This window comes from Microbacterium sp. SA39 (assembly GCF_000967865.1).
Classification (GTDB): Bacteria; Actinomycetota; Actinomycetes; order Actinomycetales; family Microbacteriaceae; genus Microbacterium.
In genome coordinates this window covers 97661-114417 of the sequence record NZ_JXRU01000032.1, presented here as the reverse complement: position 1 = coordinate 114417, position 16757 = coordinate 97661, and the positions used below count along the sequence as shown (strand labels likewise).

Annotated in this window: 14 protein-coding genes; 4 read left to right on the top strand and 10 right to left on the bottom strand. The window is 67.0% G+C overall.

Going from position 1 to position 16757, the window contains the following annotated elements:
* Positions 1-34 precede the first annotated feature (34 nt).
* Positions 35-943, top strand: coding sequence for a sugar-binding transcriptional regulator (locus tag RS85_RS08240; protein WP_160298616.1), 909 nt, complete (start codon positions 35-37; stop codon positions 941-943).
* Here the strand turns inward: RS85_RS08240 and RS85_RS08235 are convergent.
* From RS85_RS08235 to RS85_RS08200, 8 genes are all read right to left on the bottom strand, one after another.
* Positions 878-1252, bottom strand: a complete 375-nt coding sequence (locus RS85_RS08235) for a hypothetical protein (RefSeq protein WP_046012954.1) — start codon at positions 1250-1252, stop codon at positions 878-880. The genes RS85_RS08240 and RS85_RS08235 overlap by 66 nt on opposite strands.
* Positions 1253-1256: 4 nt before the next feature.
* Complete coding sequence (locus RS85_RS08230) at positions 1257-1916, bottom strand: methionine ABC transporter permease (protein ID WP_046012953.1); 660 nt, start codon at positions 1914-1916, stop codon at positions 1257-1259.
* Positions 1916-2959, bottom strand: a complete 1044-nt coding sequence (locus RS85_RS08225) for a methionine ABC transporter ATP-binding protein (RefSeq protein ID WP_046012952.1) — start codon at positions 2957-2959, stop codon at positions 1916-1918. The genes RS85_RS08230 and RS85_RS08225 overlap by 1 nt, the downstream gene beginning before the upstream one ends.
* 99 nt (positions 2960-3058) lie before the next feature.
* Entirely contained in the window at positions 3059-3970 is a 912-nt protein-coding gene (locus RS85_RS08220) for a MetQ/NlpA family ABC transporter substrate-binding protein (protein WP_046012951.1), read from the bottom strand.
* A gap of 102 nt (positions 3971-4072) precedes the next feature.
* Positions 4073-5119, bottom strand: a complete 1047-nt coding sequence (locus RS85_RS08215) for a LacI family DNA-binding transcriptional regulator (protein ID WP_046012950.1) — start codon at positions 5117-5119, stop codon at positions 4073-4075.
* Between the two features lie 61 nt (positions 5120-5180).
* Positions 5181-6023: a carbohydrate ABC transporter permease gene (locus RS85_RS08210; RefSeq protein WP_046012949.1), complete on the bottom strand. Its 843-nt coding sequence runs from the start codon at positions 6021-6023 to the stop codon at positions 5181-5183.
* Between the two features lie 5 nt (positions 6024-6028).
* Positions 6029-6964, bottom strand: a complete 936-nt coding sequence (locus RS85_RS08205) for a carbohydrate ABC transporter permease (protein WP_046012948.1) — start codon at positions 6962-6964, stop codon at positions 6029-6031.
* A gap of 26 nt (positions 6965-6990) precedes the next feature.
* Complete coding sequence (locus RS85_RS08200) at positions 6991-8259, bottom strand: ABC transporter substrate-binding protein (RefSeq protein ID WP_046012947.1); 1269 nt, start codon at positions 8257-8259, stop codon at positions 6991-6993.
* 295 nt (positions 8260-8554) lie between these two features.
* On the opposite strand from RS85_RS08200, the gene RS85_RS08195 reads away from it, so the two are divergent.
* Positions 8555-10669 carry a glycoside hydrolase family 36 protein gene (locus RS85_RS08195; protein WP_046012946.1) on the top strand — a complete coding sequence of 705 codons (2115 nt, stop codon included), beginning with the start codon at positions 8555-8557 and terminating at the stop codon, positions 10667-10669.
* Positions 10670-10673: 4 nt separating this feature from the next.
* On the opposite strand, the gene RS85_RS08190 is transcribed toward RS85_RS08195, so the two are convergent.
* On the bottom strand, positions 10674-12443 hold the full coding sequence (locus RS85_RS08190; protein WP_235282382.1) for a Na+/H+ antiporter: 1770 nt from the start codon (positions 12441-12443) through the stop codon (positions 10674-10676).
* A gap of 37 nt (positions 12444-12480) precedes the next feature.
* Complete coding sequence (locus RS85_RS08185; RefSeq protein WP_046012945.1) at positions 12481-14292, bottom strand: ABC-F family ATP-binding cassette domain-containing protein; 1812 nt, start codon at positions 14290-14292, stop codon at positions 12481-12483.
* A gap of 70 nt (positions 14293-14362) precedes the next feature.
* Between RS85_RS08185 and RS85_RS08180 the strand changes: the two genes are divergently transcribed.
* Together RS85_RS08180 and RS85_RS08175 are read left to right on the top strand one after the other, a co-directional pair.
* A complete protein-coding gene (locus tag RS85_RS08180) occupies positions 14363-15274 on the top strand; it encodes a spermidine synthase (protein WP_235282381.1) in 912 nt (303 codons plus the stop codon).
* A 69-nt stretch (positions 15275-15343) separates the two neighbouring features.
* A complete protein-coding gene (locus tag RS85_RS08175) occupies positions 15344-16660 on the top strand; it encodes an HNH endonuclease signature motif containing protein (protein WP_046012944.1) in 1317 nt (438 codons plus the stop codon).
* Positions 16661-16757: the final 97 nt, after the last annotated feature.

The following is a 16757-nucleotide window of genomic DNA, read 5'->3' as shown; positions in this document are numbered from 1 at the left end:
TCGAGTGAGCAGAGAGCTGCCTATGGTCTCCAAGATGGTGTACGCATACGCTGCGATCCAGCATCTCGGATACGACCGTTCCACCGTCGACCTGGCCGAGGAGCTCGGGGTGTCGAGATTCATGGTCGGCCGGATGATCAAACGTGCTCGCGATGACGGGCTGATCGAAATCACTCCGCGCCTGCCGGATCCCATCGACCCGCAGCTGTCGCAGGCGCTGGCGGCGGCGTATGGACTGAACGTCGCGATCGTGGTGGTGTCGCCGACGCAGGACGACGTGCACGTGCGAACGATCATCTCGACGGCCGCCGCCCACCTGCTCGCCGACCTCATCGACGAAGACGACATCGTGGGGCTCGGCCCCGGCCGGACGATACTGCAGAGCTGCGAAAGACTCGAAAGCACCGCGCACTGCGATGTGGTGCAGCTGACAGGAGGCGCTGCGGCCGAACCGGAAGAGCACCTCAGCGCCATCATGCGTCTCAGCAGCGTCGCCAAAGGACGCATGTTCGCGCTCCACGCGCCGTTTCTCGCCACGAACGAGAGGTCGTGGACGGCGATCACCGGCGAGCCGGACGTCCGGAAAGCGCTGAGCCGTATGGACCGGGTCGACAAGGCCGTGCTCACGGTAGGCGGGTGGCCGGACAGCTCGCTGCTCGCCTCGCAACTCGAAGAACTTGGTGAGATCGATACACTGCAGGCTCAGGGAGTGGTCGCCGAGTTCGGGACGACCCTGCTGGACGCCGACGGGCAAGAGGTCCGCAGCCTGGACAGACGGCTGATCGGCATCAGCTCCGAACAGCTGAGGCGTGTGCCGTTGAAGATCGCACTCGGGGGCGGCGAGGGCAAGACGCGGGCGGTGATCGCGGCCCTGCGTTCAGGCCTGGTCGACATCATGGTGACCGACGAGGCCACCGCTCGCGCTGCCATCGACGCGCGATAGCCGTCGACCAAAGAATGTCTCGACCTCATGCGTTAGGGAACGGTCGATCTCCAGCCACTCTCTCGCCACCTCCCGCGCCTCGGCGGGGACGGCTGCCACGGCCTCCGGCCCGTCCGCGAGCTCCCAGCGATCGCAGATCTCGGACCAGAGCAGATAGGCGCCGCCTGCCCCCTCGACCCCGACCTCGACCAGGTCGAGAAGCCGACCGGTGCCGTCCATCATGGCGTCGTAGACCTCGACGTCGCGCCCGGCGAGCACGGCGTTCGACACCTCGGTCATCTCCGCGCTGACGCGCACATCCATCGTCATGGACTCAGCGCCGCATGATCTTGCGGGCGAGCTTGGTGCCGACCAGCTGCACGAGGTGCACGAACACGACGATCAGCACGATGGCGGCCCACATCACAACGGGCTCGAACTGGCGGAAGCCGTAGATCTGCGCGAACGCACCGAGGCCGCCGCCGCCGATGAGACCGGCCATCGCCGTCATGTCGATCAGGGCGACGACGATGAACGTGTACCCGAGGATGAGCGGCCCGAGCGATTCCGGGATCGCCACGGTGAAGAGGATGCGCCAGGGGCCGGCACCCATCGACCGTGCGGCCTCGATCACTCCGGGTGACACCGACACCAGATGCTGCTCGACGATGCGTCCGATGGCGAACGCCGCCGCGAGGCCGATGATGAACGCGCCCGCGGTCGTGCCGATGCCGACGCCGACGACGGCGCGCGCGAACGGCTGCGCGACGGCCATGAAGATCACGAACGGGATCGGGCGGAAGAAGTTGACCGCGAGGTTCGCGATCGTCGAGACGAACGCGTTCTGCACGAGTCCACCCGGCCGCGTCACGTACAGGATGATGCCGATGATGAGGCCCAGCACTCCACCGAGGACGAGCGCGAACGACGTCATGTAGAGGGTCTCGAGGGCGGCTTGCCAGAACTCCGGGCCCAGTTCGATCAGACGATCCATCAGCGTGCCTCCTCTCCGGCGATCTCGGTGACTTCGACGCGTTCCGCGATGGCCGCCAACGCGCGGTCGATCGCGGCGCTCTCACCGCGGATGGCGAGCGTGAGGTGCCCGAAGGCGCGTCCGCGGATATCGTTGATGCCGCCGAACACGAGCTCGAAGTCGAGACCGGCGCCGGCCAGGTCGAGGAACACCTGCGCCTGCGACGAGTCGCCGTCCCGGAACGAGAACGTGACGATGCGGCCCTGGTGACGCTCGCGGAGCACCGCGAGCTCCGACGGAGACGGGATGCCCTTGACGACCGTGCCGACGAACCGCTGCGATGCCGGGCTCTGCGGCGCGGAGAACACGTCGAAGACGTCGCCCTGCTCGATGACCCGGCCGCGTTCCATCACGGCCACCTTGGTCGCGATCGTCTGGATGACGTCCATCTCGTGCGTGATGACGACGATCGTGACGCCCTGCTCGCTATTGACGCGCTGGAGCAGGTCGAGCACCTCGTGCGTGGTCTGCGGGTCGAGCGCGCTGGTCGCCTCGTCGGCGAGCAGGATCGCCGGCCCTGTGGCGAGAGCGCGAGCGATGCCGACGCGCTGCTTCTGGCCGCCGGAGAGCTGCTCGGGGTAGGCCTTCGCCTTGTCGGACAGGCCGACGAACGACAGCAGCTCGGTGACCCGCGCCTCGATGTCGGCCTTCTTCCACCCGGCGAGGGTCAGCGGGTAGGCGATGTTCGCCTTGACGCTGCGCGAGGAGAACAGGTTGAACTGCTGGAAGATCATGCCGATCCCGCCGCGCATACGGCGCAGCTCGCTCTCCTTGAGAGACGTGATGTCGACGCCGTCGACCAGGATGCTGCCCGCCGTGGCCGGCTCCAGCGCGTTGATCAGGCGCACGAGCGTCGATTTGCCGGCACCGGAGTAGCCGATGATGCCGAAGACGTCGCCCTTCTCGATCTCGAGTGTCACGTCGTCGACGGCGACGATGTCACCGTCTCCGGGGTTCCGCGAAGGGTAGGCCTTCGACACGTTGGTCAGGCTCACGATCGGCATGTGCTGCTCCGGTCTGGTTCTCTCGGGGGAATGAGAATCGGGTGACGCACACGCGTCACCCGATTCTCTCGCATCAGGCGGGATCGCTCCCGCCCGTGCTCACTTGCTTGCTTCGGTGTCCTTCTCGACCTTCGCCAGCGAGTCGACGAGGTCCTCCACCGGCACCTCGAGAGAGACGGACGTGTCGCCCGACGACTCGGCCAGCCCCGCCTGCACGTCCTCGTTCGTCTGGAAGATCTCGACGAGCTTGAGGTACGTCTCGTTGTCGGCATCCTCTGCCCGCGACGCGAAGATGTTGACGTAGGGCAGGGCGTTCGGGTCCTCCGGGTCGTCCTGCGCGATCGCGTCCTCGAACGACAGACCCGCGTCCGCGACGAAGTCGTTGTTGATGACGGCAGCCGCCACATCGGGCAGCGAGGTGGGCGTCAGCGAAGCCTCCAGCGCCTGAACTTTGACCTTCGACTTCTCGGTGTCGACGTCGGCGATATCCGAGAAGATGGTGCCGCCGCTCTTGAGTTCGACGAGACCGGCCGATTGGAGCACGAGCAGCGCACGCGCCTGGTTCGATGCGTCGTCGGGAACGGCGACCGTCTCGCCTTCCTTGATGTCGTCCACGTCGTCGTACTTCGTGGAGTAGAGGCCGAGCGGGTAGATCGCGGTCGACCCGATCGGTGTCAGGTCGGAGCCCGACGCCACGTTGTACTGCGCGAGATACACGATGTGCTGGAACTGGTTGAGGTCGACCTCGCCCTCGGTGAGCGCCGGGTTCGGCTGCTCGTAGGAGCCGAAGTCGACGAGCTCGACCGTGATGTTCTCCTCGGCGGCTGCCGCGACGAACGGCTCCCACTGCGCGTCGCCCTTGCCGACGATGCCGATCTTGACGACCTCGTTCTCGGTGGATCCACCGCCGTCGGAGCCGGCGTCGGACGATGCGGTGGCGCATCCGGCGAGCACGACGAAGAGCGGGACCGCGGCGAGCGCGGCGATGACGGACGTGGTACGACGTGACATGGGAAGGGTTCCTCTCTTGGGGGACTCGAATACGTTAGGCAGGGACGCCCGCGCGCGCGGAATCGTGCCGTCACACGACGTCACAGCGCGGGAAAGCTGCTGTCAGCGGATCGCGAGCCCTCGCGCGGAGTTCGGGGCGGCGACGGACCCCCGAACGATCAGCTCCGGCGCGATCCGCTGGTCGCCGTGCGGTTCGCTGCCCGCGATGAGAGCATCCAGAAGAGTGAAGGACAGCCTCCCGAGTGAGGTGAAGTCCTGGCGGATCGTCGTGAGCGGGGGCACGGCGAAGGCTGCGAGCGGATGGTCGTCGAAGCCGGTGATGGAGATGTCCTCCGGAACACGCAGTCCGCGATCGAGCACGGCTCGAATCGCTCCCAGCGCGATCTCGTCGTTTCCGCATGCGATCGCCGTGACCTGCTCCCCGTATTGCTCGAGCAGCTCCAGCGCACCGTCGTACCCGGACCGGGGCTGCCAGTCAGCACATCGCACCACCGGATAGTGCGGCAGCCGAGCCGCCGTCAGCGCATCGAGGATCCCGAGCGAGCGTCGCTCCACCGGCCGCTTGTCGGGCGGAGCGAGGATGAAGATCGAGCGATGCCCCTCCGCGATGAGGTGCTCCGCCATCATCGCCCCACCCTCGTACTCGTCCATCGACACGTACGGGCGCCCGCCGCCGATGTCCTCGCTCGGAGAGTTCGTGGAGACGACCGGAAGGTAGGCGGGGAGGGCGGGAAGGATGGTGTGCCCGGCGGAGTCGAAATCGATCACGATTACTCCCGCAACGGCGTGGGAGGCGACTGTCCCCACGGCCTTGCGGATGTCGGCATCTGAGGTTCCCTCGATGACGGCGATGAGCACGGCCATGTCGTGCTCCCGGGCGCTCGCCTCGATGCCTCGGATCGTGGCGGCGTACCCGTAGTCGGCGGTGTTCGAGGTGATGATCCCGATGGTGGATGCACGGCCCGACACGAGGTTGCTGGCGGCAGCGTTGCCGAAGTAGCCGATACGCGACATCGCCTGCTGAACGCGGTCGCGCGTCTTCGGCGCCACCTTGTCGGACCCCTCGACGACGCGCGAAACCGTGACGGTGGACACTCCTGCCTCCGCCGCGACATCGGCGAGCGTCGGCCGCTGCGGGAACCCGTTCACGTGAGCAGTCTAGGGTCCGTGGCTCGCGCGATCTCGAGCATCGATGCGCGCCGTGTCGCCCTCATCCCTTGACCGCCCCACTCATCAGACCGGCGATGAAGAAGCGCTGAAGGAAGAGGAAGATCAGTGCGACGGGCAGCACGGCGATGACCGATCCCGCCATGAGGCCGCCCCAGTCGATCGAGTTCGCTCCCTTGAAGAGCATCAGCGCGGGCGTGATCGTGCGCATGGAGTCGGACGAGATGAAGATGTAGCCGAACATGAACTCGTTCCACGCCGTGATGAATGCGTACAGTCCGACCGACACGATGCTCGGGACCATGACGGGCAGCACGACGCTGACCAGGGTCCGAAGCCTGCCGGCGCCATCGATCTCCGCGGCCTCTTCGAGCGACATCGGGATGCTGTCGTAGGCGCTGGCGAGCATGAACGTGCTCAGCGGAATCACGAACGTCGTGTAAGCGAGGATCAGCGACCACTGGGTGTCGAGCAGCTGCAGATTGCGCATCGTGATGTAGAGCGGGACCAGGAGCAGCACGCCCGGGATCATCTGGGAGACGAGCATGACGAAGTTGGTGCCCTGCACAACGCGGCTGCGGTAGCGGCGGCTGAAGATGTACCCCGCGAACAGCGAGATCGTCAGAGACAGTGCGCAGGCAGCGAGTGACACGACGAGACTGTTCCCCACGTACTGCAGGAAGTGATTCTTTCCCAGGACGCTGACGAAGTTGTCCAGCGTCGGTGCATCGATCCAGAACGAGGGAGTGCGGACCCGGATCTCCTCGCGCGGCTTGAGCGACGAGATCAGCATCCAGACGAACGGGAAGAGCGTGTAGACGGCCAGGAGTACGAGCAGAACATACGAGACGGCATTGCCGAGACGGCGACGAGTGATGTGCGACATCGGTATCAACCCACGATCTCTTCGCTCAGCTTGCGGCGGAAGCGGTAGTAGACGACGAAGATGAGCGACGTGCCGATGAGCATCAGCGTCGAGAGAGCCGAGGCCGCTCCGACATCGAACTGCTGCAAGGAGTACCGGTAGATGAGGATCGGGAGCGTCATGGTCGCGTAGTTCGGTCCTCCCTGGGTCATCACCCAGATGAAGTCGAAGTTCACCGCCGTCCAGATGAGGTGGATGAACACGATGATCAGCGAGACGCTGCGCAGCTGGGGCATCGTGACGCTCCAGAAGCACCGCCAGGCACTGGCACCATCGAGCCTGGCCGCCTCATAGAGCTCGTCCGGGATCGCCTGCATCGCAGCGAGGAACGAGATCGTGTAATAGGGGAAGCTGCGCCAGACGTTCACGAAGATCACGGTCGGCATGGCCCACGCCGGGTCGCCCAGGAAGTTGATCGGGCTGTCGACCAGACCCGAGCCGGTGAGCATCGCGTTGACGATCCCGAAGTCCGGATTGAGCATCCACTCCCACGTCATGCCGGCGACGATGATCGGCACGAGCCAAGGGATGAACGTGATGACGCGGAAGAATCCCTGCCCGCGAAGTCTGCGGTTGAGCAGCACCGCCGCCGCGAGCCCGATCACGAACTCTCCGATCACGGAACCCACGGTCCACGCGACCGTGTTACCGACGGCGGGGAAGAAATGCGGATCCGCGATCACCTTGTCGAAGTTGTCGACGCCGACGAATCCTCCGACAGATGGATTGACCAGGTGCGCCTTCTGGAAGGCGTCGGTCAGGACCTTGAACAGGGGGTACCCGATGAGCACGGCGAGGAACAGCCACGCCGGGCTCAGCGCGAGGATCGTGAACCGCAGGTTCGCGCGACGTCGCGATCCTCCGCTCGCCGTCGCCGTATCGGACTTCTCGCCGATGCTCATCGAGTACTCCCTCCGCCGTCAGACGTTCACTCGCCGCCGGCGTCGCCGGAGTTCTCCAGCGCCTGGTTCACCGAGTCGCTGAGCCAGATCGCCGCTTCCTCGGCGGAGTCGCCGCTCTGCAGCACCATCGCGACCGCGTCGATCATGTGCTGGGTTACCTCACCCAGGGAGATCGGCGGGTACGTCACGCCGGTGTCGATGAGGGCGGCGAAGTCCTTGTTCCACTTGGTGTCCGTGGTCACTGTGCTCAGGGCCGAGCGGTCGGCGAACGCCGCCGACTGCCAGTCCTCGCTCGCGAACTGCTCGGCGAGTTCGGTGGACGCCTCGAGACTGTCGGAGCCGGCCATCACGAAGATCGGCTTGGACTCGATGTACGTCGACGGCTCGCCGTCGGCCGGGGACGGGATCGGATGGATGCTGACGTCCGCCATCGTGTCGGCGTTGGTCTTCTCCCTCTCGGCCAGCCAGTTGCCCGTCACGAAGCTGGCGGTGAGACCCGTGGCGAAGTTCTCGTCGGTGTCCTCCCAGCCGTAGGTCGGGGAGTTGGGGTTCACGGCTCCGCTGTCGAGCAGATCGATGTAGTACTGGAAGACCTTCGTCGCGTCAGCCAGCTGCTTCGGGTCGTCGTTCCAGGTGTTGCGGTAGCCGCCGCCCTCCTGCTCCTCGGCGATCGAGAGGCCGTACTGTGCGAGGTACACCAGCAGCTCCTGCGGTTCGCGCACGCCGGCGCCGGTCAACCCGTAGAACGAGCTTCCCGTCGCGTCCTCCACGCTCGAGCCCACGGCGAGCACGTCGTCCCAGGTCTCGGGGACCTCGACGCCCGCCTTGCCGAGGAGCTCGTCGTGCACGAGGTAGGCACGCGCGGTCGTCTCGTAGGGGAAGCCCACGATCTGACCGTCCACCGTCATGGACTCGCGCACCGCATCACTCACATCGGACGCGTCCTCCCAGCCACCCCAGGCATCGGAGACGTCAGCGAGGATGCCCAGCTTGCCGAACTCACCGACGTATTCCGGCAGGCCCCAGACGACGTCCGGCAGGTTGCCGCCTGCTGCGGAGGCGATGAGCTTCTCGCGGATCTGGTCATACGTGAAGTTCGACTGGTTCACCGTGTACCCGTTCTCCTCCGCCCACTCCTCGATGAGCGGCTCGAGCGCCGTGGCCGTGGCTTCGCCCTCGGTCCAGGACGTCCAGAGCTCGATCGTCTTGTCGTCGCCTGCCGATGAGCCGGAGCACCCCGCCAGCATGAGCGCGAGAGCGGCGATCCCCGCGGCCGATCCGATGGACTTCTTCATTGCGCGTCCCTCTCTGATTTCTTCGTTGAAAATCGTGCCGGTTCGATGATGAACCTTTGTTATTCCTAGTGTGACGCAACGGTCGACGTCAAGGCGTGTTACGTGCTCCGATTCGCGATCGGCTCGAACGGGACCTCCGTTAGTTCGACTTAACTCCAGGTCAGCCGTTTTTTTGGGTGAACCGCAGTGGCACCAGTATTCCCGTGAGGGTTGACGAGTCACGCCGGCATCGAAATGATAAGCGTTAGTCACATGACACAGGTGACGGCCATCTTCCCGGAGGACACTCACACCCATGATCGATTTCACCTGGGGCGGCGCCGCGTTCCCTCTGCGCGTGACCGCCTCCGAGGACCTGCCCGTGATGGTGTCCTTCGCGGCTGCCGTCGACGCCGCAGAACCCCGGCGTGCAACGCAGCGCGCTCGGCCGGGCATTGTTGAACTCCTCGTCCTCGGCGAGGGCCGCGGGCTGAACAACACCCGGGCCCTTCGCACGACAGTGGGCGACCGTCTGCGGCACGTCTCCCACGAGTTCGCGGAAGACGAGAGGGGCGCCCGGCTCATCATCGATCAGGAGGACGAGAAGACCGGGCTCCGCACGCGGACCCGGATCTCTCGCTTCGGAGACGCGGACGCGTACCGGATCACTACCACCGTCACGCACACGGGCGCCGCACGACTCTGCATCCAGCAGGTGACGAGCGCCACGCTCATCGGCCTGACGTCCCACCTCGGATCGATCGCCGAGGTGGACCTGTGGAGCGCGCAGAGCGAATGGTGCGCCGAGAGCCGGTGGTTCCCCACCGCTCTCTCCGGATCCGCAGGTCTCGCTGACATCAACGCCCCCGTGCACGGTCATTTCGCCCGGGGCACGATCGCCCGGGCCGGACACTCGACCTGGCCGACCGGCGAGTTCCTTCCCACCGCCGCTCTCGTGAACCGCGAGTCGGGGCGCGCGCTCGCGTGGGAGGTGGAGAACAACGGCCCGTGGCGGTGGGAGGTGGACACGCTCTTCGATGAGCGCGAGGCGCTCGCGCTCGCCCTCCTCGGTCCGACCGACATCGACCACGCCTGGTCGCTCTGGCTCGAGCCCGGCGACGAGTTCACCACGGTCCCGGTGACGGTGGCGGCCGCGGAGAACGGTCTGGACGGTGCGGCATCCGCACTCACGACGCACCGCAGGCACTCGCATCTGCTGAGCGCGTCCCCCCGCCATCGGGGCCTGGTCTTCAACGACTACATGAACGCGCTGATGGGCGACCCGACGACCGAGCGACTGCTCCCGCTCATCGACGCCGCGGCATCCGTGGGAGCCGAGTACTTCTGCATAGATGCCGGTTGGTACGACGACGACGGCGACTGGTGGCCGAGCGTGGGCGCCTGGGAGCCGTCGAACGTGCGATTCCGCCCGCTCGGGCTCAAGAGCCTCCTCGACCACATCCGGGCTTCCGGTATGGTCCCGGGGCTATGGGTCGAACCCGAAGTCATCGGCGTCCGCTCCCCCGTCGCGAGCACGCTCCCCGAGGACGCGTTCATGCACCGTGATGGCGTGCGCATCGTCGAACACGACCGCTACTTCCTCGATCTGCGCAGCAGCGCCGCCCGGGAACACCTCGACGGCGTGTTCGCGCGCCTCGTCGAGGAGTACGGGGCGGGCTACTTCAAGTGGGACTACAACGTGACACCGGGTGCCGGCCCCGGCGATGCGGTCAAGAGTCCCGGACGCGCGCTCCTCGAGCACACGCGTGCACTGCTCGCCTGGGTCGAGGACCTGCGCGCGCGCTACCCGGAGATCGTCATCGAGGCCTGTTCGTCGGGCGCCCAGCGGATGGATGCCGCGACTCTCGCGCGCTACGACCTGCAGTCCACGTCGGACCAGCAGGACTACCGGCTCTACCCCGCGATCGCGGCCAGCGCTCCGATGACGATGCCGCCGGAGATGGCCGGCAACTGGGCCTACCCGCAGTCGGAATGGACCGATGAGCAGATCGCGTTCACCCTGGTCACCGGCCTTTCCGGCCGCCTCTATCTCTCAGGAAATCTCGATCGACTCGATGACGGCCAGCGCTCCCTCGTCCGCGAGGCGACGGCGCTCTATCCCGAGCTCATCCGGCACCACACCGCGGCGCTTCCCTCCTGGCCGTTGGGGCTTCCTGCCTGGGACGCCGCGACCGTGGCCCTTGCGACCGAGACCGACGACGAGGTGCTCGTCTTCGTCTGGAACAGGAACGCGTCGAGTGCCGAGCTGACGGTGCCGTCACTGCGCGGGGACGAGGTGTCCGTGGAGACGATCTTCCCGACGGGCCTCGCCGCGTGGCTCCATGACTGGGACGCGGACACGTCGACGCTCCGCATCGACAGCGGGCCCCTGACGGAGAGCGCTCGGATCCTTCGGCTGCGGAAGGTCTGAGGTTTCAGTCGAACTCTTCGATGCCCTGGAGGCGCACCTGCTCGAGGTCGAGCCGGGCGGAGATGCGGCGGACGACCATGTCGTCGACAGTGCCCGCGCCGCGGAGCCCGAGCAGCACCTCGCGCTTGCGGTCGATGAGCGCGAGCTTGAGTCGCGTGTGCTCCTCGTGCCGGATCAGCGGTGAGCGCTGGGCGAGGTCGACGTCCGCCGAGGTCGCGATGATCTGCAGGACCGTGCCGTCGACGGCATCCGTCCCTCCCGTCGGGCCCGTCGCGATCGGCGTCGGATCGGGAGTCGTGTCGACTCCCCCGATCCCGAGCGGGTCGGGCTCATCGAGGAGGTCGTCGAGCGCGTCGGCCTCGGCATCCACCAGCGCCTGCTCGCGCGCCAGGGATCGGGCGTTCTCGAACTCCAGCATCTGGTATCCCTCGGCGCGCACTCGGTCGCGCACCTCCTGACCGACGCCGTGCTCGGCGGCGAGGTCGTCGAGCGCCGCGAGCGCCGCACCCGAGATCGCCCGCTCGGCGAGCTCGTACTCCTCGTCCTCGGCATGGTCGGCCGGGAACTTCGCCCAGCGCACGATCATCGGCAGGAGCGGCGCCTGCACGAGCAGGCTGAGGAGAATGACGCCGGCGGTGATGAAGACGATCTCATCCCGACCCGAGACGGCACCGCCGTCGCTGATGGATGCCGGTACGGAGAGGGCGATGGCGAGCGAGACCGCACCGCGCATGCCCGCGACCGTGGAGACCGCTCGAGCACGCGACCGCACGCCGCGCGGCAGGGGCGACGTCGGACGCCCCTGGAAGAGTGCGTTGAAGAGCTGGAAGAGGTATCGCACGACGAGGAGGGTGGCCCAGACGGCGAGCGTGATGAGCAGCAGCCGCCCGATCGCGGCGGCGGAGATCTCGTGGGCGACGTACTGCACCTCGAGCCCGATCAGGACGAACAGGGCTCCGTTGAGCAGGAATACACCGAACGGCCACGCGGCATCCGCCTGCCTCCGTGACGACGCCGTCGTCACGCGCGGCGAGATGTATGCCACGATCAGTCCCGCGACGACGACCGCGAGCACACCCGAGGCATGCACGATCTCGGCGACGAGGAAGGCCGAGAACGGGATGAGCAGCAGCGTGACGTTGATGACGATCGTCGAGGAGGAACGGCTCAGGAGCAGGTAGCCGAGCGCGGCGATGGCGGCTCCGGCCGCGACCCCGCCGACGTACGACACGAGCACGTCCCAGGTGACCGACCACGGGGTGATCTGGCCGCCGAGCGCCAGCGAGACAGCGATCGCGTAGAGCACCAGCGCCGTGCCGTCGTTGGTGAGACTCTCCGCCTTCAGCTTCATGAAGGAGCGGCGAGGCAGCAGACGGCCGAGGGCCGCGACGGCTGTGGCATCCGGCGGGGCGACTGCTGCCCCGAGGATCAGGGCGATCTCCCACGGCATCCCGAAGAGCACGGCGATGCCGGCCACAGCGAACGCGGATGCCACGACGAGCAGCGTGCTCATCGGCAGGATGTACCGGAAGTCGCGGCGGATCGACCGCAGCGACGTCGTGAGGCTCTCCCAGAACAGGATCACCGGCAGGAACAGCAGCAGCACCATCTCGGGCGGCAGCTGCACTTCGCGGAGCTCCGGCACGAAGCCGAGCAGCAGACCGAAGATGACGAGCACGAGGGGCAGGGCGAGGCGCACGCGCGGTGCGATCAGGGTTCCGACAAGAATCGTGAGTCCGAGCAGGACGGTTACTTCGAGGCCTTCCATCTCCATCTCCCAACGCCGGTGGGAGAAGGATATTCCTTATCGGTCAGTCCAGCTGCTCGGTGAGCTCGAACCAGCGCAGTTCCAGCTCCTCGATCTCGGCCTGGGTGTCGCCGATCGCCTTCATCTCGTCGGCGATCCCGGCATAGTCGGACTGGTCGTGCTCGGCGAGCGCGTTCTTCGCCTTGTTGATCTGCTGCGTGAGCTTCTGGATGCGGCGCTCGAGGGAGGCGACCTCCTTCTGCGCCGTGCGGAGTGCTGCCCCGTCGAGGGCGGATGCCTTCTTCGCGGTGTTCGTCGCGGTCTGCGACTTGCTCGGCGCGGCATCCTGCAGCTGACGAAGACGCAGGTACTCGTCGACGCCGCCGGGAAGGTGGCGGAGGTGGCCGTCGAGGACCGCGTACTGCTGATCGGTGACCCGCTCCAGGAAGTACCGGTCGTGACTGACGACCAGGAGCGTGCCCGACCAGGAGTCGAGCAGATCCTCGATCGCGGCGAGCATGTCCGTGTCGAGGTCGTTGGTGGGCTCGTCGAGGATCAGCACGTTCGGCTGGTCGAGCAGCACGAGGAGCAGCTGCAGCCGGCGCTGCTGGCCTCCGGAGAGGTCCTTGACGGGCGTGGAGAGCTGCGCGGAGTCGAAGCCGAGGCGTTCGAGCAGCTGACCGGGCGTGAGGTCCTGCGCCTTGGAGCCGGCGCCGAGCGTGTACGAGGTGCGCAGCCGCGAGATGATCACGCGCACGGGTTCATGCCGCACGTCTTCGAGTTCATCGAGGCGCTGGGTGAGCGTCTTGACGACCACGGTCTTGCCGCGCTTCACCTGCCCGACGGTCGGCTCGACGGTGCCGGCGATGAGGCCGAGGAGCGTGGACTTGCCCGCGCCGTTCACCCCGAGGATGCCGGTGCGCTCCCCCGGCGCGATGCGCCACTCGATGTCGCGCAGCACTTCGCGCGTGCCGCCGTCCGTCCGGGGGTAGGTCACGCCGACGTCGAGCAGATCGACGACGTCCTTGCCGAGCCGGGAGACCGCGAGGGACTGCAGCGAGACCTTGTCGCGGATCTCCGGCACGTCGGCGATGAGATCGTTCGCGGCGTCGATGCGGAACTTGGGCTTGGCCGTGCGCGCAGGCGCGCCGCGACGAAGCCAGGCGAGCTCCTTCTTCGCGAGGTTCTGCCGCTTCGCCTCCATCGTCGCGTTCATGCGGTCGCGCTCGACGCGCTGCAGGATGTACGCGGCGTATCCGCCCTCGAAGGGCTCGACGATGCGGTCGTGCACCTCCCACGTCTCGGTGCAGATCTCGTCGAGGAACCAGCGATCGTGGGTCACGACCATCAGGGCGCCGGAGTTCGCGTTCCAGCGCCGCTTGAGGTGTCCGGCGAGCCAGGTGATCGCCTCGACATCGAGATGGTTGGTGGGCTCGTCGAGCGCGACGACGTCCCAGTCTCCGGCGAGGAGCTTCGCGAGCGAGACCCGGCGGCGCTGACCACCGCTGAGCGAGCCGATCTCGGCATCCCACGGCAGGTCCTTCAGGAGTCCCTCGATCACGTCGCGCACCCGGGAGTCCCCGGCCCACTCGTACTCGGGGGTGTCGCCGACCACGGCCTGGCTGATCGTGACGTCGTCGGCGAGCGTGTCGGCCTGGTCGAGGACGCCGATGCGGATGCCGCCGCGCACGGTCACGCGGCCGGCGTTCGGCTGCTTGGTGCCCGCGAGCATGCCGAGGAGGCTGGATTTGCCGTCGCCGTTGCGGCCGACGATGCCGATCCTGTCGCCCTCCTCGATTCCGAGGGTGACGGAGTCGAAGACGACGCGGGTCGGGTATTCGAGGTGGAGGCCTTCGGCCCCGAGAAGATGTGCCATGTCCTCTCCAGGGTAGTCGCGTGCGGTGGGCGCGATCTCCGACCGGTCTCGCGCGACCTAAGATCGACGGGTGCCAAGGAATCGCCGGGTGTTCTCGCTCTCGCTCGACAATCGCAAGGCGAAGCTGGTGGAGTCGAAGAGGCGACCAGGTCGCTACGAGCTCAGCGTCGATGGGATTCCGCAGTCCGTCGTCTCGATGACCGAGCCCACCGAACTCGAATACGCCTACATCCAGCACATCGCCCGAGCGATCGATGCCGCGGCCGAGCCCGGTGAGCCGCTGTTCACCGTGCATCTCGGGGCCGGAGCACTCACGCTGGCCCGCTACGTCGAGGCCACCCGTGCCGGGTCGCCGCAACTCGTGGTCGAGTTCGAGCCCGCTCTCTATGCCGCCGTGATCGCCGCGCTGCCTCTTGCCGCGGGCGCCGACCTGCGAGTCATCTTCGGCGATGCGCGCGCAGTCGCAGACGCGGAGCTTCCTGGCGAGGGGCGAACCCCTTCCCCCGCGCTCGGCGCTGGAGCGACGGACGCCACCGCGGTCGACACGGATTGGGTGGATGCGCGCTTCACAGTCGTCGATCTCTGGGATGCCGCCGTCATCCGACACCGTGTTGCCAGTCAGGAGTTCTACCGCCGGGTCGCCGCGCGCTCGGCCGCCGACGGCGTCGTGGCAGTCAACCTGCTCGATGGGCATCCGTTCGAGTATTCGCGGCGACAGGCGGCCACTCTGAGCACGGTGTTCGACCACGTCGCCGTCGTTCTCGACGCCGACCCGACCGACGAGGAAGGACCGCTCAACAACGTCGTCATCTTCGCGAGCGAGGAGCCGCTGGACATCGTGACGACCCCCGATCTTCTCGGCACGCCGCGACCGCATATGCTTCACGACGGTCAGCTCACGTCATGGATCGATGAGGCGCGCATCATGACCGACGCCGACGGGACGGACTCCCCAGACCCCGACGACCCGATCTGGGACTAGCGCCGCACGCATCCTGACTCGAGGACGAACATATCTTCGAATGTAGGTGGTTGCTGATGTACTGAAGTCATGGAAGCGATGGTCGATGCCACGGACTCCCAGATGGCGATGCTCGCCGATCTGGTCGAGTCGCTGGCCGCGGCCGAGGCGACGCTGAGCAGCATGCAGGCGGCGCGCGACGGGCTTCTTGCTATGGCCGGACGGCTTGCGGTCGACATCGCCCAGGAGGCGGGCCACCCGGATGGCGGGGAAATGACGATCCGTTCGGTCGCTGCCGAGATCGGCACCATCCAACGCGTGAGCGACCGCACCGTGGAGCGGCGCATGTCCGACGCGTCGTGGGTGGTCGACCGCTTCCCCTCGGTCTGGCACGCGCAGGGCGCGGGACGCATCAGCGCCGCCCATTCGCGCGTGATCGTCGACGCAGGCGCTCATCTGGACGACGAGGCGGATCGCGCGGCCTACGCCGCGGAGGCACTCGAGGCCGCAGCCGTCGAGTCGCCGAACCGTCTGCGCCGCATCGCCCGGCGGATCGCGGAGAAGTACCAGAAGCGCTCCGTGACCGAGCGGCATCGCGACGCCCGTGAGAAGCGGCGGGTGTGGATGAAGGAGGGCGACGACGGCATGGCCGAGATCGGCATGCACGGTCCGGCGGCAATCGTGCACGGCATGTTCGATCGGCTCTCACAGATGGCGCACGCTCTCAAAGAGGAGAACGGCAGGGCTGCGAAGGAGTCCGGCGCTGTGCGCGATGAGCGCACGGTCGACCAGCTGCGCGCGGACCTGATGGCCGACCTCGTGCTCACCGGCAGCCCGCTCGCGCACGACACCGAAGACGGACTGCTCGATGCGATTCAGGCTCGGGTCGAGGTGACGGTGCCGGCGTCGTCGCTGCGGGACGGCCAGGACGGGACTGCGGACGAATGCCATTCGCCTCCCGCCGAACTCGATGGCGAGATGCCGATAGACATCGGCACCGCTCGCTTCTTCGCCGGATCCGTACCGGGATGGGATCGCGTCTTCACGCATCCGACCAACGGCGCCGTACTCTCGGTCGACCGCTACCGTCCCGGCGAACAGCTGCGACGACATCTCAGGGCACGCGATCAACGCTGCCGTTTCCCCACCTGCGGTCTCGCCGCGCGCAAGTGCGACATCGACCACAACGTCGCCGCCTCGACGGGCGGAGCCACGTCGCACGAGAACCTCGCGGCATTCTGTCGACGACATCACATGCTGAAGCACCACTCGCCCTGGCATGTCGAGCAGCGTCCGGGCGGGGTGCTCGAATGGACCAGCCCGCTGGGCCGCACGTACATCGACCAGCCCCCGGCGCAGAACACTGTCACCTTCACGGATGCCGGCACGAGTGCAGCGCCATTCTGATCGCCCGGCCTCCCCTGTGTCAGAACGTCCCCCACACGCGAAAGAGCCGCCCGGACCGACCCCCACGAAGAGGATCGGCCGGACGGCTCGCTCAGCC